The organism is Arthrobacter sp. MMS24-T111 (assembly GCF_054888995.1).
Window position 1 is genome coordinate 715307 of sequence record NZ_JBTZRO010000001.1, and the last position, 18816, is coordinate 734122.

16 protein-coding genes and 1 tRNA gene are annotated in these 18816 nt (G+C 66.6%); 12 read left to right on the forward strand and 5 right to left on the reverse strand.

All coding sequences use genetic code 11. The annotated features are described in order from the left end of the window. The first annotated feature begins 90 nt into the window (after window positions 1-90). From ACX5I6_RS03260 to ACX5I6_RS03270, 3 genes are all read left to right on the forward strand, one after another. Window positions 91-1494 (forward strand): MFS transporter, encoded by a 1404-nt coding sequence (locus tag ACX5I6_RS03260; RefSeq protein ID WP_461839453.1) that lies wholly within the window; start codon window positions 91-93, stop codon window positions 1492-1494. Window positions 1495-1555: 61 nt separating this feature from the next. After that, on the forward strand, window positions 1556-2038 hold the full coding sequence (locus ACX5I6_RS03265; protein WP_285247968.1) for a cation:proton antiporter regulatory subunit: 483 nt from the start codon (window positions 1556-1558) through the stop codon (window positions 2036-2038). A 5-nt stretch (window positions 2039-2043) separates the two neighbouring features. Next, window positions 2044-3228: a cation:proton antiporter gene (locus ACX5I6_RS03270; protein ID WP_461839454.1), complete on the forward strand. Its 1185-nt coding sequence runs from the start codon at window positions 2044-2046 to the stop codon at window positions 3226-3228. Window positions 3229-3262: 34 nt separating this feature from the next. On the opposite strand, the gene dcd is transcribed toward ACX5I6_RS03270, so the two are convergent. After that, window positions 3263-3838, reverse strand: coding sequence for a dCTP deaminase (dcd, locus tag ACX5I6_RS03275; protein WP_018760717.1), 576 nt, complete (start codon window positions 3836-3838; stop codon window positions 3263-3265). Window positions 3839-3981: 143 nt separating this feature from the next. On the opposite strand from dcd, the gene ACX5I6_RS03280 reads away from it, so the two are divergent. Continuing rightward, window positions 3982-5694 carry a CAP domain-containing protein gene (locus ACX5I6_RS03280; RefSeq protein ID WP_461839455.1) on the forward strand — a complete coding sequence of 571 codons (1713 nt, stop codon included), beginning with the start codon at window positions 3982-3984 and terminating at the stop codon, window positions 5692-5694. A 31-nt stretch (window positions 5695-5725) separates the two neighbouring features. Here ACX5I6_RS03280 and ACX5I6_RS03285 read toward each other — a convergent pair whose 3' ends face one another. After that, on the reverse strand, window positions 5726-6187 hold the full coding sequence (locus ACX5I6_RS03285; RefSeq protein ID WP_461839456.1) for an SRPBCC family protein: 462 nt from the start codon (window positions 6185-6187) through the stop codon (window positions 5726-5728). A 242-nt stretch (window positions 6188-6429) separates the two neighbouring features. On the opposite strand from ACX5I6_RS03285, the gene ACX5I6_RS03290 reads away from it, so the two are divergent. From ACX5I6_RS03290 to ACX5I6_RS03300, 3 genes are all read left to right on the forward strand, one after another. Further along, window positions 6430-6500 (forward strand) — tRNA-Gly (locus ACX5I6_RS03290). Window positions 6501-6604: 104 nt separating this feature from the next. After that, window positions 6605-6745 carry a hypothetical protein gene (locus ACX5I6_RS03295; protein ID WP_168223187.1) on the forward strand — a complete coding sequence of 47 codons (141 nt, stop codon included), beginning with the start codon at window positions 6605-6607 and terminating at the stop codon, window positions 6743-6745. Next, complete coding sequence (locus tag ACX5I6_RS03300) at window positions 6742-7911, forward strand: N(5)-(carboxyethyl)ornithine synthase (protein WP_461839457.1); 1170 nt, start codon at window positions 6742-6744, stop codon at window positions 7909-7911. The genes ACX5I6_RS03295 and ACX5I6_RS03300 overlap by 4 nt, the downstream gene beginning before the upstream one ends. Window positions 7912-8000: 89 nt before the next feature. Here the strand turns inward: ACX5I6_RS03300 and ACX5I6_RS03305 are convergent, their stop codons facing one another. After that, the gene (locus ACX5I6_RS03305) at window positions 8001-9380 is read right to left on the reverse strand and encodes an MFS transporter (RefSeq protein ID WP_461839458.1); all 1380 of its coding nucleotides are present in this window, start codon (window positions 9378-9380) and stop codon (window positions 8001-8003) included. 140 nt (window positions 9381-9520) lie between these two features. On the opposite strand from ACX5I6_RS03305, the gene ACX5I6_RS03310 reads away from it, so the two are divergent. Next, the gene (locus tag ACX5I6_RS03310; protein ID WP_018760711.1) at window positions 9521-10375 is read left to right on the forward strand and encodes a LysR substrate-binding domain-containing protein; all 855 of its coding nucleotides are present in this window, start codon (window positions 9521-9523) and stop codon (window positions 10373-10375) included. Between the two features lie 166 nt (window positions 10376-10541). Further along, a complete protein-coding gene (locus ACX5I6_RS03315) occupies window positions 10542-10823 on the forward strand; it encodes a hypothetical protein (RefSeq protein WP_461839459.1) in 282 nt (93 codons plus the stop codon). 100 nt (window positions 10824-10923) lie between these two features. Here ACX5I6_RS03315 and ACX5I6_RS03320 read toward each other — a convergent pair whose 3' ends face one another. Together ACX5I6_RS03320 and ACX5I6_RS03325 are read right to left on the reverse strand one after the other, a co-directional pair. Next, window positions 10924-14430, reverse strand: a complete 3507-nt coding sequence (locus ACX5I6_RS03320; RefSeq protein WP_461839460.1) for a bifunctional proline dehydrogenase/L-glutamate gamma-semialdehyde dehydrogenase — start codon at window positions 14428-14430, stop codon at window positions 10924-10926. 354 nt (window positions 14431-14784) lie between these two features. Then, a complete protein-coding gene (locus tag ACX5I6_RS03325; protein WP_461841661.1) occupies window positions 14785-16233 on the reverse strand; it encodes an amino acid permease in 1449 nt (482 codons plus the stop codon). A 166-nt stretch (window positions 16234-16399) separates the two neighbouring features. Here ACX5I6_RS03325 and ACX5I6_RS03330 point away from each other — a divergent pair, with 166 nt between their 5' ends. The 3 genes from ACX5I6_RS03330 (at window position 16400) to ACX5I6_RS03340 (ending at window position 18798) form a co-directional block, all read left to right on the forward strand. Then, entirely contained in the window at window positions 16400-17314 is a 915-nt protein-coding gene (locus ACX5I6_RS03330; RefSeq protein ID WP_461839461.1) for a LysR substrate-binding domain-containing protein, read from the forward strand. A gap of 78 nt (window positions 17315-17392) precedes the next feature. Next, entirely contained in the window at window positions 17393-17818 is a 426-nt protein-coding gene (panD, locus tag ACX5I6_RS03335) for an aspartate 1-decarboxylase (protein ID WP_461839462.1), read from the forward strand. A gap of 53 nt (window positions 17819-17871) precedes the next feature. Beyond that, entirely contained in the window at window positions 17872-18798 is a 927-nt protein-coding gene (locus ACX5I6_RS03340; protein ID WP_461839463.1) for an AEC family transporter, read from the forward strand. Window positions 18799-18816: the final 18 nt, after the last annotated feature.

The window sequence follows — 18816 nt, forward strand, 5'->3', positions numbered from 1 at the left end:
CTGGTGCGTGTGGGCCCGCGCGGCGAATTCCCCCACGTCACGGGGCTGTGCTCCGCCGGGTGTTCGCCACGGGCGGATACGATTCAACGTATGAACAGCGCCAGCGCTCAGGGGGCAATGCGGCCTGCCTCGGAACTTGAATCCGGAAACCGGACTTCCACCAAGCGCCGCATCCTGGCGTGGGCCTCTTGGGACTGGGGCTCGGCGGCCTTCAACGCGGTCATGACCACGTTCGTCTTCACCGTCTACCTGACGTCCAACGCCTTCGGCGGGGAGGACAGTGCTTCCGCGGTCCTGGGGTCCGCCCTGGCTGTTGCCGGGTTCGCCATCGCGCTCCTGGCGCCGGTCACCGGCCAGCGCTCGGATGCGGGCGGCCGCCGCAAGCTGTGGCTGGGGGTGAACTCGGCCGCCGTCGCCATCCTTACCGCCCTGTGCTTCTTCGTGTTTCCGCACCCGGAATTCCTGCTCCCCGGCGCCTGCCTGATTGCGCTGGGCAATGTGTTCTTCGAGTTCGCCGGCGTGAACTACAACGCCATGCTGGCCCAGGTCTCCACGCCGCAGAACATCGGGAAGGTCAGCGGGATCGGCTGGGGCGCGGGCTACGTTGGCGGAATCGTGGCCCTCCTGATCGTCCTGCAACTGTTCGTCCAACCGGCTTTCGACTGGGCCGGGGCGTCCACCACGGAGAGCCTGAACATCCGGCTGGTAGCCGTCTTTTCGGCGCTCTGGTTCTTCGTCTTCGCCCTCCCGGTGCTGTTCGCCGTTCCCGAACTGCCCCGCGCCACGCAGGCCGCCCGCCTGGGCTTCCTGGCCAGCTACGGGCTGCTGTTCCGGCGCATCAAGGCCATCTACGCCACCAGCCCGCACACCATCTATTTCCTGCTCGCCAGTGCCGTCTTCCGGGATGGCCTGGCCGCCGTCTTCACCTTTGGCGGCATCATCGCGGCCGGGACCTTCGGCTTCGCTCTGCCGCAGGTCATCTTCTTCGCCATCTTCGGGAACGTGGTGGCGGCCATCGGTGCCGTGATCGGCGGCTTCCTGGACGACAAAGTGGGCCCCAAGGCCGTCATTACGGGTTCCCTGGTGGGGCTCCTGGCCGCCGGGACCGCCATCCTGGTCCTGGGCAACGGAAACTATTCCTTCTTCGGCATGGATTGGGCCGGGAGCACCACGTTCTGGGTATTCGGGTTGTTCCTCTGCCTGTTCGTGGGGCCGGCCCAGTCCTCGTCCCGCGCCTACCTGGCGCGCCTGGCGCCGCACGGGGAATCGGGAGAGCTCTTCGGGCTGTACGCCACCACCGGACGCGCTGTCAGCTTCCTGGCACCCGCCCTCTTCACCCTGTGCATCACCGTGGCCACCCCGCTGGTACCCGCCGGGCAGGCCCAGCGCTGGGGCATCCTGGGCATCCTGGTGGTGCTGCTGGCCGGGCTCCTGGTCCTGCTGCCGGTGAAGTCTCCGGACAAGGCCGCCATCGCCGTGGTCCCCGCCGCCTGACGCCGCTTCCGGCACCCGCCGGGGCCGGGCCGGGTGTTGCCAGGCAGACTAGGCTGGAACCATGAACGTGGACGAAACCAACCTGCCCGGCCTGGGCCGCCGGAAGGATTTCATGACCGCCTCCGGACGCCGCATCGGGGTCGTGGAGCTGCGCGAAGGCCAGACCGAACTTATCGTCTCCACCTGGGACGATCCCGATACCTGCCAGGCTTCGATTCCGCTCACCAGCGACGAAGCCGCCACGTTGGGCAACCTCCTGGGCGGCACCCACCTGGCCATGAAGCTCGCCGAGGAGCACAAGGACGTCCCCGGCATCGTCACCCGCCAGTTCTCCATCGCCGCTGACTCCCCGTTCCAGAACCAGCCCATGGGCAAGGCCTGCATCCGTACCAGGTGCGGCGTCTCCATTGTGGCCATCATGCGTGAAGGCGAGGTGCTGCCCTCCCCAGGGCCCGACGTCGTCCTCCACCCCGGCGACCTGCTGGTGGCGGTGGGCACCCAGGAAGGCCTGGACTCCGCGGCCAATATCCTGCGCCACGGCTAAGCCGAATGGACCCGTTGGCCCAGACCCTCATTGAGCTGGGGGCCGTTGTGTTCTGCCTCGGCCTGCTGGCCAGGCTGGCCGGCCGGATCGGAATGTCCCCCATCCCGTTCTACCTGCTGGGCGGACTCGCCTTCGGGGCAGGCGGCATCGTCAAGCTGGAGGGAATGCACGAGTTTGCACACCTTTCCGGCGAGATCGGCGTCATCCTCCTGCTGCTTATGCTTGGATTGGAATATACGGCCGCCGAGCTGTTCACCGGGCTGCGCCGTTCGTGGCAGGCCGGCGTCCTGGACCTGGTCCTGAACTTCATTCCCGGCGCAGGCCTCGCGCTGGTCCTCGGCTGGGGCGGCGTAGGTGCCATGGTCATGGGCGGCGTAACGTACATTTCGTCGTCCGGCATTGCCGCCAAGGTCATTACGGACCTGGGCCGGCTGGGAAACCGTGAAACACCAGTGGTGCTGTCCATCCTGGTCTTCGAGGACCTCGCCATGGCCGTCTACCTGCCCATCCTCACTGCAACGCTCGCCGGTGTGAGTTTCCTGGGCGGCCTCACCACGGTGGGAATCGCTCTGGCGGTGGTGAGCCTGGTCCTGATGGTGGCGTTGCGGCACGGGCACCATGTCTCCAAAGCCGTCCACAGCGAGAACTCCGAGGTCTTCCTGCTCAACGTCCTGGGTGCCGCGTTGCTGGTGGCCGGCGCGGCGTCAGCCATGCAGGTGTCCGCAGCGGTGGGCGCCTTCATGCTGGGCATCGCCATCTCCGGCGCCACGGCCCACAGCGCCACCCGCATCCTCGAGCCGCTACGCGACCTCTTCGCCGCCATCTTCTTCGTGGCGTTCGGGCTGAACACGGATCCCACGTCCATCCCGCCGGTATTGGGCTGGGCCTTGGTGTTGGCGGCGGTCACGGCGGCCACCAAGATGCTGACCGGCATCTGGGCGGCAAAACGCGCCGGAATCGCCCGCCCGGGCCGCTTCCGCGCCGGCGCCGCACTCATCGCACGCGGCGAATTCTCCATCGTGATCGCCGGGCTGGCGGTCGCGTCAGGCGCGGTTCCGCACCAGCTGGCGGCGCTGGCCACAGCCTATGTGCTGCTCATGGCGGTGCTGGGCCCGCTGGCGGCACGCTACGTGGAACCTTTGGCCAAGGCGGCCATCCGGCGCCGGCCCGCCGTCGCGTCCCAGTCGTAACGCTGCCGCCCCGCCGGATCCGGCGTTGCCGGTGCTAGATGCTGGTGCGGTGGAAGTTGAGGTGGCTGCGGCTGGCCGTGGGACCGCGCTGGCCCTGGTATCGGTTGCCGTACTCCCCCTGGCCGTAGGGGAACTCCGCGGCGGAGCTGAGCCGGAAAAAGCAGAGCTGGCCGATCTTCATGCCGGGCCAGAGCTTAATCGGCAGGGTGGCCATGTTGGACAGCTCCAGCGTGACGTGCCCGGAGAAACCAGGATCGATGAAGCCTGCAGTGGAGTGCGTCAGGAGGCCCAGCCGGCCCAGGGATGACTTGCCTTCCAGGCGGGCGGCGATGTCGTCGGGCAGGGTGACGGTTTCGTACGTGGACCCCAGGACGAACTCCCCCGGGTGGAGGATGAACGCTTCGTCCTGCTCCACTTCCACCAGCCGCGTCAGTTCGGGCTGCTCCAGCGCTGGGTCGATGTGCGCGTATTTGTGGTTGTCGAACAACCTGAAGAATTTGTCGATCCGGACATCCACGGACGATGGCTGGACCATCGCGGGGTCGTAAGGTTCCAGCACGATCCGCTGGGAATCAATTTCGGCACGAATGTCGCGGTCAGAGATCAGCACGGCTCCCAAATTACCGCATCGGTTATCCACACCCCCACTTTCCCGTTGTTGCTGTGGCCCCGTGGGGCTAATGTTGCGAATGAAAGCCGCCGGAATGGTCTCCCGGTAGGCATGACAGAGCTGGGGATGTTGTGAATAAATTGGTGGCACCGTCTTTTATTGGCGTGCTCTGTGCGTTGGCGCTGGTCTCATCGTCCGCCACTGCTCCTCCTGCGCCGCCGCTCGGCCAGGCCTCGGGCGCGGCGAGCATCACCCTCGCCGCTCCCTTAGTGCGAAACCCCAACAAATCCGCTGCCGCGGATCCAGGCATAGGGAACCTCACGCCGGCCGTGGACCCGGACATCAGGGCGGCTGCACCGCTGCCCGCACCCACCCCCACCGCTGCGTCGGCGCCCGCAACGTCAACAACGGCTGCGGCGTCCTCCCCGTCCACCCCGCCATCCACCGGAGCGCTCCCCGCCACCGCCCCGGCAGCGACGGCAGCCGACGTGCCGTCCATCCCTCCACTGTGGGCGCCCGACCAGGAACTCGCCGCCCCGGCCCAGGTGGCCGCACCCGAATCGGCCGCCGCGCTGCCCTCCACCGAGTCGCTCGTCCCGGACAGCAACGCGGCCGCCATCCTCACGGTCTTCACCAAGATCAATGAGTACCGGGTGGCCAACGGCCTGAACAAGGTGAAGTACCACCCCACCGTGGCCGGCATGTCCCAGGAATGGTCGGACAACATCGCCACCCGGGAGGTGGTGGAGCACCGGGCCTCCTTCTGGACCGACCCCCGCGCGATGAACCCCAACAACGGGGCCGGTGAGATCATCGCCATCCGGACGGACCGCGACGCCGCCCAGCTCGTGGAATGGTGGAAGGGCTCCCCCGGGCACAACGCCATGCTCCTGGACCCCAGGTTCAACGTCATGGGAGCCGGCATCTCCTACACCAACTCCACCTACCAGATCTGGGGAGTGGTGAACTTCTTCGGCTACACCACGCTGCCCGCCGGAACCCTCGATTCCCCGGGCGGCGCAGGCTCCGGCTCCGGCTCCGGCGGACCCTTCCCGGCACCCCCGCCAAGCCTGTGCGATGCCCTGGTACGGCACATGCCGCCCACCCTGAACCTTTCCGCCGCCGCGATCACCGGCCCGGCCGACCTCGTGTCGGTCGACTCCGCGGGGCAACTGTTGAACAGGGCAGCCACCGGGCCCCGCACCTACGCCGCCGCAAAAGTGATCGGCTCAGGGTTCGCCGGCGCCAAGGAAGTCTTCGTGACCGACTGGGACCGCGACGGCACCTTCGACGTCCTGGTCCAGTGGACCACGGGCAACCTGGCCCTCTACCGGGGCATCGCCACCGGCGGATTCCAGGCGCCCATCACGCTCGGCACGGGCGGCTGGAACACCTTGACCCTGGCGGTGGGAGGCTGGTGCGCCAACAACAGGATGCCCCAGATCCTTGCCCTCGACGGCTCCGGGAACCTGTTCCTCTACCCGAACAAGGGCACCGGCGACATTGCGGACCGCGTCACCATTGCCACCGGCATCTCCGCCTCCCGGCTGGCCATGGTGGACTACGACGCTGACGGCTTCCAGGACATCCTGGCGCTCAAGGCCGACGGCACTGTCACGCTGTACCGCGGGTGGGGCACCACCACCCTCCGCGCTGAGGCACGGCCCACCGTAGCCACGGGCTGGACGGACGTCACCGGGATCCGCGCGCTGCGCAACGTGACCGGGCTGAACTCCACCGGAGTGGCGCTGCGCCGGGCAAACGACACCGTGCAGTACTGGGACCTGGGCTCCGGAAGCCTCGCGTCGCCGTCGAACATTGCCGGGCCCTGGACCGGCCAGCGGCTGGCGCAGTAGACCCGGGATAGCAGGCCCTGCCCCGCAGGGTTCAGAGGGCGGGCTGGAGTTCCAGGATGTCCTTCAGCCGCTCGAGCTGGCCGACGTCGGAGCTGACGCGGCGCTGCAGCATCCCGTCCAGGAGCCCCAAACGGTTGAGGATGCTGAAGCGGCCCTCGCGTTTGGCTTCCACGGCGAACCGGACGCGGGTGCCGGAGCCTTCGGTGCTGAGGTAGTACCCGCCCCAACGGGTGGCGGGCCCGGAAACGATGTGGAACTCGATTTCAGCCCCGGGCCGGACATTGGTGATTTCCAGCTCCGCGGGAATGCTCAGCCCGGAACGGCCGGCCACCATCTTGCGGTAAACGGCGCCTTTGCTGTCGGCCGGACCCTGCACGAGCTTGACACTGCGGACGTCGTGCCGCCAGGAGGGGAGGTTGGTGGCGTCAAGGAGGTACTGGTACACGGCCATGGCGTCACGCTCAATGAGGACCTCGTTTTCTGCGCTTGCCATGAAGATATTTCCTGTGGTTGACGTCGGCTGCCGCAGTAGCCGCCTCCCCCAATGTGGCCGCTACCCGGATCAGGTTAGCCAGCGCCCGTCCGCCGGACCTAGCCGGCAGGGCCGACGTTATTGAAGAGTTACTGGATGACGCCGGGGGTTTGGAGGACACGCAACGCCCCCGCTTGCCCGGTTGGCGGGGAGCCCCTCGATCTGCGCTAAGCTAAGTTCTGCCCCGCGCGAGTGGCGGCACTGCGGCTGTAGCTCAATGGTAGAGCGCTAGCTTCCCAAGCTTGATACGCGGGTTCGATTCCCGTCAGCCGCTCTGGAACCTCCCTCCCCATGTGTTGCAACCGCCCGGCGCCCATTAGGTGCAGGGGTGTAGGGTCGGTAGCCAGGAACCTTTTCGGTTCCGCTACAGGAGCAATCATGGCTGACAAGTCCCCGCGTCAAACGGCATCAAAAAAGTCCGGCAAGTCCATCAAGGAAAAGCGCGCAGACAAGAAGGCCGCCGCAGCGCCGGCCAGCTCCCTGGACATCACGTCCACCAAGGCCGCAAAAAAGAAGTGAGCGGCCACGAACCCCGGTTGAGCCTGGGCGTCCTGGCCTCCACGCGAAAACCGGACGAGCGCCGCGTACCCATCCACCCCCTGCATGTCGAACGGATCGCCCCCGCACTGCGGCAGCGCATCATCCTGGAGCAGGGCTACGGTGAGCGCTTCGGCGTCCCGGACAGCCACCTCTCCGCGCTTGTGGGACGCATGGCGGCCCGGGAAGAACTGCTGGCCGCGGCCGATGTCGTCCTCCTGCCCAAACCGCAGCCGGAAGACCTGGCGGAGATGCGGGACGGGCAGGTCCTCTGGGGGTGGCCGCACTGCGTCCAGGACCGGGCCATCACCCAGCTGGCGATTGACAAGAAACTGACCCTCATCGCGTTTGAGGCGATGAACCACTGGGCCAGCGACGGCGGGTTCGGCCTGCACGTGTTCCACAAGAACAATGAGCTGGCCGGCTACTGCTCGGTCCTGCACGCGCTGGCGCTGACAGGTTCCACCGGGGACTACGGGCGCCGGCTGAGCGCCGTCGTGATCGGTTTCGGTGCCACGGCGCGCGGGGCGGTGACGGCGCTGAACGCGCACGGCATCCACGATGTCCAGGTGCTGACCAACCGCGGCGTGGCAGCGGTGGGCGCCCCCATCCATTCAGTGAACATCGTTCAGTTCGACCACGACGACGAGGCTCCCTTCCTGAGCCAGGTCATCACCGAACGGGGCAGGGTCCCGCTGGCACCGTTCCTCGCCGAGAGCGACATCGTGGTCAACTGCACGCTGCAGGACCCGAACAACCCGCTTACGTACCTGCGGACCGAGGACCTGGCAGCGTTCAGCCCGGGCAGCCTTATCGTTGACGTTTCCTGCGATGACGGCATGGGCTTCAGCTGGGCCAGTTCCACCACGTTTGCGGTCCCGATGATCACGGTCGGCGACCACATCAACTACTACGCGGTGGACCACAGCCCGTCCTACCTCTGGAACTCCTCGAGCTGGGAGATCAGCCAGGCGCTCCAGCCGTTCCTCGAAACAGTCATGGGCGGACCGGCCGCGTGGGACGCGAACGACACCATAGCGCGGGCCATCGAGATCCGCGAAGGGGTCATTCGAAACGAGGCCGTGCTGCAATTCCAGGAGCGCGCCGCGGAGTACCCGCACCAGGCGTTGCACCCGGCAGCTGTTTAGGCAAGCTCCGCCGAACGGCAGCCGGGCACGGCGCCGCGCCCGGCTGCCCCCAGCGGCGCCGGCGCGCCTTCCCTAGGCGCCGGCGGTTTTCAGGCGCCGGCGTGCCGGCTGACGATCCGCAACGGGCGGCGCCCCTTCAGGTCCATCCGGAGCTGCAGGCCGCCCTTGCGGGCCAGCACGGCCCCCACCGACAGCGCGGCCAGCGCGGGTACGCCACCGGATACCAACAGCGCGGCGTGAGGGTTCAGATGCTCGGCGATCCAGCCCAGCATGGGCCCGCCCAGCGCCTGGCCGCCGATCAGCACCATGATGTACAGGCTCATGACCCGGCCGCGGATGGCCATGTTGGAACTGACCTGCACCAGCTGGTTGGACCCGGTGAGGAACATCAGGCACCAGAACCCGGATAGGACCATCACCGCCCCGAACCACACCATGGACGGGGCAAGGGCAGCCAGGCAGAGCATCAGGCCGTACATCCCGGCGCAGAACACTACGGACCGCAGGCGCAGCTGCCGACGCCGGGTGGATGCCACGGCGCCGAACAGTGCCCCGAGTGCCACCAGGGCGTTGAGGAGGCCATACCCGCCGGCCCCCACCTGGTATACGTGGTCCGCGAACGCGGCAAGCAGCACCGGCAGGCTCATGGCGAACACCGCGATGAACCCGGCCATGAGCCATGGCCAGTAAATGGTGGGCTTGCTCAGGGCGTAGCGCAGCCCCTCCCGGAGCATGCCCTTGCTTTTGGGCGTCGGGGCGCTGACGAAAAGCTGGTCCTTGCGCAGGAGCAGGAGCATGGTCACCGTGGAGCAGCAGGCCAGCGCGTTCGCCGCGAACGCCCAGCCGGCCCCCACCGCCGTCAGGAGCAGCCCCGCGATGGCCGGCCCGATCAGGCCGCCCAGCTGGAAGGTGGTGGAGTTGACGCTGATGGCGTTCCGCAAGTACTTGGGGCCCACGAGCTCGTCGACGAACACCTGGCGGGCGGGCTGGTCAAGGACGGTCACCAGGCCCAGGACAAACGCGATGACGTAGACGTGCCACACCATGATCACGCCGGTCAGGGCCAGGACGGCCAGCGCCGCCGCAAGGACGGCGGCCACGCTCTGGCACAGGATCAGGATCTTCCGTTTGGCGAACCTGTCCGCGATCATCCCGCCCCAGGGGCCAAGCACCAGGGACGGCATGAACTGCAGGGCCACCGTGAACCCCACGGCCGTCACGGACCCCGAGAGCTGCAGCACCAGCCAGTCCTGGGCGATGCGCTGCATCCAGATGGCGATGACGGCGATGAAGTGGCCCATGGCGAAGATCCGGAAGTTGGGCACTTTCAGCGAGATGAAGGTGTGCCGCCAAGGGAGCTTTTCAGGGACGACGGCGAGCGGCTGGGTCTGGTTGTCCGGCGGTGCTGAGCCCGCCGCGTCGATAACTGGCTGGGTGACGGAGGCCGACGAAGGCGGTGGGGGTGCCACAGGTGTGTCCTCAAAATTGCGGGCGGTCTGGGATGTCCTTAACGCTAGGCTGGCGGAGGCAATTATGGAGCGGTATGGTCCCTATAACTCGTATTGCAAAACGCAATACACGCCAATCTTGATGCAGCGGGAGCCACGAGATGTTTGAACCAGCCCAACTGCGCTCCTTCCTGGCGGTGGCCGATACCCTGAGCTTCACCAAGGCCGCCGAACGCCTGGGGCTGGCGCAGCCCACCATTAGCCAGCACATCCGCAAACTTGAAACGGCGGCCAAGCGCAGCCTGATCGCCAGGGATACCCGGGACGTGCGGCTCACCGACAACGGCGACGCCATGGCCGGATTTGCACGGAATATCCTCGCGGCCCATGATGCCGCCGCACGCTACTTTTCCGGCTCCGCGATGCGGGGACGGCTGCGGTTCGGTACGGCGGATGATCTCGCCATCACCGGGCTGCCGCGGATCCTGCGCGAATTCCGGCAGATCTACCCGCAGATCAACCTGGAACTCACAGTGGGCCAAAGTGACCAGCTCTACCGGAAACTCAACGCCGGGCAACTGGACCTGGTCTTCGTGAAGTGGGTGGCCGGGGCGAAGGACGGCACGGTGGTCCAGCACGATTCGTTCTCATGGGTGGGCCTTGAACAAACATCGCTGGAACCCGGAACGCCCGTGCCGTTGATCGCCTACCCGTCCCCCAGCCTCAGCCGGAAACTGGCCATCGATGCCTTGGAAGCCCACGGCCGGACCTGGCGGATCACCTGCACCACCCGCCAGATCAGCGGGGTTCTCGCGGCCGTCCGGGCGGGCATCGGCGTTGCCGTCATGCCCACGTCACTGGTCCCGGACGACCTGAAGATCATTACCCGGCGCTTCGACCTGCCCGCGGTGGGAGATGTGGACTTCACCTTGATCCGCAATCCGCTGGCGAACTCAGAGGTGATCGATGCCCTCACCCAATCGATCGTTGGCCGGACCATTAACCGCCAAACTTAACCCCGCGGCAGCCCGAATTCCAGCATTTGGCGGGAATAGGGGGACCGTGTCCATTGATAGGGGAGGTGCCATCCCCTATGCTCTAGTACCAAGGTCAAGCAGCAGGCCGCGTTCACTAACACAGACGCGCTTCCGCATGCCGGCCCGCGTTTGGGACAGGCAGCCAATGACGACAGCCAGGAACACCCATCTCAACTCCGCGCACGCACGCCCGTACGCCGAAGCACGGCCTTCCACCCGCCAGAACACCCTTGGCAGCGGACGGGCTTCGGTTGATACCGGCTATGTCGGCAAGCCCACCTGCGACAAGTGCCGGACCGACGAATTCGTCTACCTCGAGTCCTACATTCCCCCACGTACCGGCGCGATGGCAGCGTGGCCGCACTGGGGGAAGTGGCCTACACCTGCACCCACTGCGAGGAATTCTCGGCCCACAACGTCCCTGTGACCTGGACGCCGCCCGGCTGGTACCTGGGATAGCGAACCCGCATCACGAACGGTGGTTGAGCTTGTGAAAACCAAGCTCAACCACCGTTCCCTTGCCCGGACTAGATCAAAGAGTCCGAGAGGTGGTTCGGGGTTCCGAACCGGTGCGCAGTGATGCTCACGGCCTGCTCGTGCAGGAACGGCAGCAGCTCCACCCGCCCGGCCTCCGTGACCGGATGGGCGTACACCGCAATATCGGGCCGTCCGCCCGTCGCCTCGGCAAGTGCGGACGCGTCGCCGCCGATCAGGCGGATGCGGGCACCGGACAGCTTGCCGGCGGAGGCGAGGCGTCCTGCCGAAGCCAGCCAGCCGGCGTCGGACTCCACCGTCACCTCAATGTCCTGTGCGGTGAGCACGGCACGCAGCTGGGCCGGAAGTTCGACGGCGGTGGAGACGGTGAGCGCGGAGCCCGCCAGCACCCCGGCCGCGACAGTCCGTACGAGGTGGGCCAGCGGGGCGCCTTCGGACAGGCGGATGGTGACGGGGAGGTTCCGGTAGCGGAAGACGTTGCGTTCCGCGCTCAAGCCCGAGACGTCCTTGGCGGTGCCAAATTCCTCGGCCCAGGCCTCGGCGTCGGACGCCAGTGCCCGCTGGACGGATTCCAGCGCTGCGGCGCCAAGGACCGGGGCGGCTGCGTCCAGGAGCCGGCGGACCCCCGCGTTGGTCACCGGGGCGGTGGCGGTGCTGGTGGCAGGAACCCAGTCGCCCAGGCCCGCGAGGTAGTTGGGGCCGCCCGCCTTGGTGCCGGCACCCACGGCTGACTTCTTCCAGCCGCCGAAGGGCTGGCGCTGCACGATGGCGCCGGTTATGCCGCGGTTGACGTAGAGGTTGCCGGCCTGGATGGTGTCCAGCCAGATGCCCAGTTCCTCCGTGTTGAGGGAGTGCAGGCCCGCCGTGAGTCCGTACTCGATCTGGTTCTGGATGGCGATGGCTTCTTCCAGCGTCGCGGCGGTCATCACGCCAAGGACGGGCCCGAAGAACTCGGTGAGGTGGAAGTAGGACCCGCGCTTGACGCCGTGGCGCACGCCGGGGCTCCAGAGCCGGCCACTGTCGTCGAGCTTCTTCGGTTCCACGGCCCAGCTTTCGCCCTCGCCCAGCGTGGTGAGCGCGTTGAGGAGTTTGCCGTTGGCGGGCTCGATGATGGGGCCCATCTGGCTGGTGGGATCCTGCGGGTAGCCCACCTTGAGCGAGGTGACCGCGTCGATCAGCTGGTTGTGGAACCGCTTGGACGTGGCCACGGAGCCCACCAGGATCACCAGCGAGGCTGCGGAGCATTTCTGGCCGGCGTGGCCGAACGCGGAGTGGGCCACGTCCTTGGCTGCCAGGTCCAGGTCGGCGCTGGGTGTGACGATGATGGCGTTCTTGCCGCTGGTTTCGGCCAGCAGCGGCAGGTCCTTGCGGAACGAACGGAACAGTTCGGCGGTCTCGTAGCCGCCGGTGAGGATGACGCGGTCCACGGCCGGGTGGGAGATGAGCTGCGTGCCGAGCTCCCGCTCACCAAGCTGCACCATGGTCAGGACGCCCTTGGGGACGCCGGCTTCCCACAGCGCTTCGACCATCACGGCACCGCTGCGGGCGGCCTGCTTGGCGGGCTTGATCACGACGGCGGACCCGGCGGCGAGTGCCGCCAGGGTGGATCCTGCGGGGATGGCGACCGGGAAGTTCCACGGCGGCGTGACGACGGTGAGCTTGGCTGGGACGAACGTGGCGCCGTCGACCGTGTCCAGCTTGCGTGCGGACTCGGCGTAGTAGTGCGCGAAGTCGATGGCCTCGCTGACCTCGGGATCGCCCTGGTCGATGGTCTTGCCGGTTTCGCTGGCCATGACCTCGAGCAGGTCGGCGCGGCGGGCCTCGAGGATGTCGCCGGCGCGGTGCAGGATCTCGGCGCGCTCGTTGCCGGAAAGCTTGCCCCAGGCTTTGCCCTTTTCAACGGCGGTTTCGATGGCGGTGTTGAGCGCGGCTTCGTCGTTGATGAAGGCGGCCTCCACGGCGGCGTTGCCCAGGGTGGAGGACGGGACGCGTTCCAGGATGGCCCGGCCCCAGGTGCGGTTGGCGGGCAGCGCGGGGTCGGTATCCGGGGTATTCCCGAATCCGGTGTGCGGCATCGCCTCCGGGGCCTGGTTCCGGTCCTGCCGGCGGTTGGGCAGCGGAACGGTATTGTCCAGGGCGTCCAGCGATGACAGGAACCGCTGCTTTTCGCGCTCGAACAGTCCCTCGTTCTCGCTGAGCTCGAACACTGCCGACATGAAGTTTTCCTGGCTGGCTCCCTCTTCGAGGCGGCGGATCAGGTAGGCGATGGCGACGTCGAACTCGGCCGGGTGCACCACCGGGGTGTAGAGCAGCAGGGAGCCGACGTCCTTTTTGACGGCTTCGGCCTGGCCCTGCGCCATGCCCAGCAGCATCTCGAACTCGATGCCGGCTTCCACGCCGCGCTGCTTGGCCAGCAGCCAGGCGAAGGCGATGTCGAACAGGTTGTGGCCGGCCACGCCGATCCGGATGTTCTTGATCCGGTCCGGGTGCAGCGCATAGTTGATGACCCGCTTGTAGCTGGTATCGGAGTCCTGCTTGGATCCCCAGGTGGCCAGCGGCCAGTCGTGCAGGGAGGATTCCACCTGCTCCATGGGGAGGTTGGCGCCCTTGACCACGCGGACCTTGATGCCGGCCCCGCCGTTGGCGCGGCGCCCGGCGGCCCAGTCCTGGAGCCGGACCATGGCGGACAGTGCGTCCGGGAGGTAGGCCTGGAGCACGATGCCGGCCTCGAGGTCCTTGAACTCCGGATTGTCCAGGATTCTGGTGAAGACCGCGATGGTCATGTCCAGGTCCTTGTACTCCTCCATGTCCAGGTTGATGAACTTGGCCTTCCTTCCGGGGCCCGCGAAGGAGGCAGCGCGCCGGAACAGCGGGGTGAGCTTGTCGACGACGTGCTCCACGGCTTCCTCGAAAGCCCAGGCCGAGTGCGGGGCCACGGTGGAGGAGACCTTGATGGAAACGTAGTCGACGTCGGGGCGGGCAAGCAGGGTGTGCGTGCCTTCCAGCCGGCGGGAGGCCTCGTGCTCACCGAGGACTGCCTCGCCGAGCAGGTTGACGTTGAGCTTGATGCCGTCCTTCTTGATCTTTGCGATGGCCGGACCCAGCTTGGCATCGGTGGCGTCAACGATCAGGTGGCCCACCATTTCGCGCAGGACCTTGCGGGCCACGGGGATGACTACCTGGGGCAGGACGGGGGCCATGGTCCCGCCGAGCGCCACGGCGCGGCGCATGTACCAGGGCAGGAAGGCCGGAACCTTGGGGGCCAGTGCGGCCAGGTTGCGTGCGGCGACGTTCAGGTCCTCGGGGCGGACCACGCCGTCAACGAATCCGACGGTGAACTCCAGGCCGTTGGGGTCTTTTAGCACGCCGGCGAGCTGCTGGGCGGAGGCGTCGACGGGGACCTTCGACGCCTCGGTGAGCCAGCGGCGGACCAAGGCGACCGCTTCGTCGGCGAGTGCCTTCGCCTGGGGGACGTCGACGTCGACCGTCTGCGCCGTGGCAGCGACGGGGGCTGCCGGTTCCATTGCAACGTGGGTCATGGTTTTCCCGATCTTTCCTGGGGTTGGGAGGAGGTCTTTCCACCAGTATGAGCTTCGAATCACATAAGATAAAGCGATCTTTTCCAACCAATACAGGTTAGGAAAACCAATCTTTCAGCCCTCCCCAACCCCCGCTCACCTTTGACACTCACAACCCCAACCCCCGCTCAGATCCTGCAATTTAATTCCAAACGCCCGCTCACATTCGGCAGTTAAACAGGAAACCCTCCTGCACGTGATGTGCAGGAGGGTTCCCTGTTCTTGCAGGATGTGAGCGGGCGTTGGGGAAAAGCGGTCAGATGTGAGCGGGCGTTGGGGAAAAGCGGTCGGATGTGAGCGGGCGTCGGAAGGGGGTCAGGACAGGGGGCGGTGCATGTCCGCGAGCTCCTGGTGGCGCGGGCTGTTGGGGTTCATCAGTGAGTGCTTGCGTCCGTAGCCGAAGTAGATCACCAGGCCGATGATGAGCCACACCACGAACCGCAGCCAGGTTTCCCAATGCAGCTGCAGCATCAGGAAAGCCGAGGCGAGCACGCCGAAGGCCGGAATCACGGGCATCAGGGGCAGGCGGAAGGTACGGGGCGCGTCCGGCCGCTTGTAACGGAAGATGATCACGGACAGGCAGACGACGACGAACGCGGCCAGGATGCCGATATTCGTCAGGTCCGCGACCGCCTTGATGGGGAAGACGCCGGCCAGGAACGCGGACGCGATGCCGCCGATCCAGGTGACGCGCTGGGGGGTACCGTTGCGGTCCGTCTTGGCGAACCAGCCCGGCAGCAGGCCGTCACGGCTCATCGAGAACCAGACGCGGGTCACGCCCAGGAGGAAGGTGAGCATCACGGTGAGGATGGACAGCACGGCGAACACCGAAATGATGGTGGCGATGACCGGCAGGCCCACGGACGTGAAGGCCGAGGCGAAGCCTGCCTTGGGGTCGATGTCCTTGTAGTTCTGCATGCCGGTGAGGACAAGCGTGGCGGCAACGTACAGCAGCATCGCAATGATGAGCGAGAGCACGATGGCCTTGGGCATGTGCTTTTTGCCGTCCTTGGCTTCCTCGGCCGCGGTGCTCATGGCGTCGTAGCCGAACACAGCGAAGAAGACGGTGGCGGAGCCGGCAACCACAGGTCCGAAGCCGCTGGGCATGAACGGGTTGTAGTTGTTGGTGTCGATATAGAAGACGCCCAGCCCGATGATGAAGAGGATCAGGACCACCTTGATGCCCACCGCCACGAGTTCAAACCGGCCGAACGCCCTGGTACCGCGGGAGAGGATCCATGTCACCAGGAGGCAGACCAGGATGGCGGGAACATTGATGATGCCGCCCTTGCCTTCGTCAAAGGTGGAGGTCATCGCGGCCGGCAAATGGATGCCAATGCCTGCGAGGAAAGCGTCGAGGTAGCCGGAGATGCCGATGGCAACCACGGCGACGATGGCAATGTATTCCAGCAGCAGGTCCCAGCCGATGAACCAGCCGATCACCTCGCCGAGCGCTACGTAGCCATAGGTGTAGGCGGAGCCGGCACGCGGGATCATGCCCGCGAATTCCGCGTAGGAGAGGGCGGCGGCCGCTGAGGCGAGGCCTGCGATCAGGAACGAGATCAGTACCGCGGGCCCCACCCCGGGAGTTCCGTCGCTGCCTGCCGCCACCAGTCCCGCGAGGGAGAAGATGCCGACGCCGATAATGCCGCCAACACCGATGGCGGTGAGCTGCCACAGCCCGAGGGACTTGAAAAGGCCGCTGTGCTTGCTTTCTTCTTCGATGTCGTCGATGGGCTTGCGCCGCATGATCGACTGGGTCATGTCTCTACTCATCAGGAACTCCTGCTGTGGGGTGCGACCCCGCCGCGGCACGCCAGGGGATGGCTGTGACGGGGGTAACTAGGTTCCAACAGTATGCGTGGGCGTTTGCATTAGATAAAGTGAATCCTTCTAACCAATATTCGTTAGGTTCAGTTAGGAATTCGCGATGCTTGACGTCCGCCGGCTGCGGCTCCTGCGTGAATTGAGCATCCGTGGAACCCTCGCGGAAGTGGCGGAAGCACTCCAGTACAGCCCGTCCTCGGTATCGCAGCAGCTCGCGCTCCTGGAGAAGGAAGTCGGCGTCGAGCTGCTCCGTAAGACCGGCCGCCGGGTGCAGCTGACGCCCCAGGCCGAGGTGCTCGTGGCGCACACCGCGCAACTGCTCGAAACCATGGAACAGGCCGAGGCGGACCTGGCCGCCTCCCTGACCACGGTGACCGGCACGGTGCGGATCGCGGTCTTCCAGTCGGCCGCGCTGGCGCTGATGCCGGATACCTTGACGCGCATGGCCGCCGCCTACCCCGAGGTGCGGATCGAGATGATCCAGCGGGAGCCCGAAACAGCACTGCATGAGACGTGGGCGCGGGACTTCGACCTGGTGATCGCGGAGCAGTACCCGGGCCACGCTGCCCCGCGCTACCCCGAACTGGACCGGGTGAAGCTGACCACCGACGCCATCCGGCTTGCGGTTCCCCCGGCATCCGACGACGGCCCGGCCATCCGGTCGCTGGCGGACACCGCGGACCTTGCCTGGGTCATGGAACCGCGGGGCGCGGCGTCCCGCCACTGGGCGGAGCAGGCCTGCCGCAGCGCCGGGTTCGAGCCCGATGTCCGCTTTGAAACCGCGGACCTGCAGGCCCAGGCCCGCCTGATCGAGTCCGGCAACGCGGTGGCGCTGATGCCGGACCTGGTGTGGACCGGCCGCGGCACCACGGCGCAGCTCCTGGAGCTTCCCGGTAAGCCGCACCGCACCATCTTCACGTCGGTCCGCCGCTCCAGCGTCCAGCGCCCGGCGATCCTCGCGGCCCGCGAGACGCTCGCCGCAGCCGCCGCGGCGGTGGCGGGGAACGACGCCGGGTGACTGGCCGCCGTCGTCCGTGACTGATGTGTTTCCTGCGTCACTGCGGGCAACGGAGCACGGGTCTAGACTGGTTTCGTTATGAATCGAACAATGTTCAAGTCCAAAATCCACCGGGCCACCGTCACGCACGCCGACCTGCACTACGTCGGTTCGGTCACCGTTGACCTTGACCTGCTCGAGGCTGCGGACATCCTTCCCGGCGAGCTGGTGTCCATCGTGGACGTCACCAACGGGGCACGGCTGGAGACGTACACCATCGCCGGTGAACGTGGCTCCGGCGTGATCGGCATCAACGGTGCAGCGGCGCACCTCATGCACGAGAACGACATTGTCATCCTGATTACCTACGCCCAGATGACCACCGAGGAAGCCAAGGCTTACGAGCCCCGGGTGGTCCACGTGGACCAGGGCAACCGGATCATCCAGCTGGGCAACGACCCCGCCGAGGGCCTCACCGCCGGCATGATGCGTCCGCCGTTCGCGCTGAACAACGCCACCCTCTGAACCCGGAGCGTGAAGTCCGGTAGACGCTCCCGCCACGGCCGCGGAGGGATCCCGTGCTAGGGGTCCTGGCAGGATTCTTCGTGGTCTGGTGCATCATCCTGGTGGGATGGTTCGTGGGCCGGCAAAAGATCCTCGGCGAGAACGCCCGGCCGGTATTGAGCGGCCTGACCTTCTTCGTGGCAAGCCCGGCGCTGCTCTTTGAAACGCTGAGCAAGGCACGGCTCCACGAAGTCTTTGCCCAGCCGCTGCTGGTGACGGCGGTGGCCGCAATCACCACGGCGTCGATCTTTTTCCTGATCGCACGCTTCTGGCTGAAGCGGGCCCTCCCGGAATCATTGATGTCCGCCATGTCCGCTTCGCTGGCGAACTCAGCCAACCTGGGTATTCCCATTGCGGTATATGTCCTGGGGGACGCCAGCTACGTGGCGCCCCTGTTGATCTTCCAGCTGGCCTTCTTCACCCCCATGTTCCTCATGGTCCTCGATTCAAGCACCAGCGCCCACCGCACCACTCCCCTGCGGTTCGTGCTCATGATCCTGCGGAACCCGATGATCGTCGGCTCCGCCCTGGGCCTGGTGGTGGCCGGTACCGGTTTCCAGGTCCCGGCGCTGGTGATGGAACCCATCCACCTGATCGGCGGCGCCGCGATTCCCGCCATGCTGATCGCGTTCGGGATGAGCCTGAACGGCACCCGCCCCTTGCAGGCTTCCGCCGGGCGCCGCGTGGACACCCTGCTGGCGAGTGGCTTCAAGCTCGCCGTCCAGCCTGCCCTTGCATACGTTTTCGCCCGCTTCGCGCTGGGAATGGACGGCCACGCCCTCTTCGCGGTGGTGGTCACCTCGGCGCTGCCTACAGCCCAAAACGTTTTCGTGGCCGCCAGCCGGTACCAGACCGGGCTCACCGTGGCGAAGGACACCGTGCTGATCACCACGGTGGTGGCCGTGCCCGCCATGATCGGCGTCGCGCTCCTGTTGGCCTAGCTCCTTAACCGCACCATC

Excerpts from the sequence above, each read along its gene's own strand:
- ACX5I6_RS03260 (WP_461839453.1), top strand. The coding sequence starts at position 91 with ATGAACAGCGCCAGCGCTCAGGGGGCAATGCGGCCTGCCTCGGAACTT.
- ACX5I6_RS03265 (WP_285247968.1), top strand. The coding sequence starts at position 1,556 with ATGAACGTGGACGAAACCAACCTGCCCGGCCTGGGCCGCCGGAAGGAT.
- ACX5I6_RS03270 (WP_461839454.1), top strand. The coding sequence starts at position 2,044 with ATGGACCCGTTGGCCCAGACCCTCATTGAGCTGGGGGCCGTTGTGTTC.
- ACX5I6_RS03285 (WP_461839456.1), bottom strand. The coding sequence starts at position 6,187 with ATGGCAAGCGCAGAAAACGAGGTCCTCATTGAGCGTGACGCCATGGCC.
- ACX5I6_RS03295 (WP_168223187.1), top strand. The coding sequence starts at position 6,605 with ATGGCTGACAAGTCCCCGCGTCAAACGGCATCAAAAAAGTCCGGCAAG.
- ACX5I6_RS03310 (WP_018760711.1), top strand. The coding sequence starts at position 9,521 with ATGTTTGAACCAGCCCAACTGCGCTCCTTCCTGGCGGTGGCCGATACC.
- ACX5I6_RS03315 (WP_461839459.1), top strand. The coding sequence starts at position 10,542 with ATGACGACAGCCAGGAACACCCATCTCAACTCCGCGCACGCACGCCCG.
- ACX5I6_RS03320 (WP_461839460.1), bottom strand. The coding sequence starts at position 14,430 with ATGACCCACGTTGCAATGGAACCGGCAGCCCCCGTCGCTGCCACGGCG.
- ACX5I6_RS03325 (WP_461841661.1), bottom strand. The coding sequence starts at position 16,233 with ATGACCCAGTCGATCATGCGGCGCAAGCCCATCGACGACATCGAAGAA.
- ACX5I6_RS03330 (WP_461839461.1), top strand. The coding sequence starts at position 16,400 with ATGCTTGACGTCCGCCGGCTGCGGCTCCTGCGTGAATTGAGCATCCGT.
- panD (WP_461839462.1), top strand. The coding sequence starts at position 17,393 with ATGAATCGAACAATGTTCAAGTCCAAAATCCACCGGGCCACCGTCACG.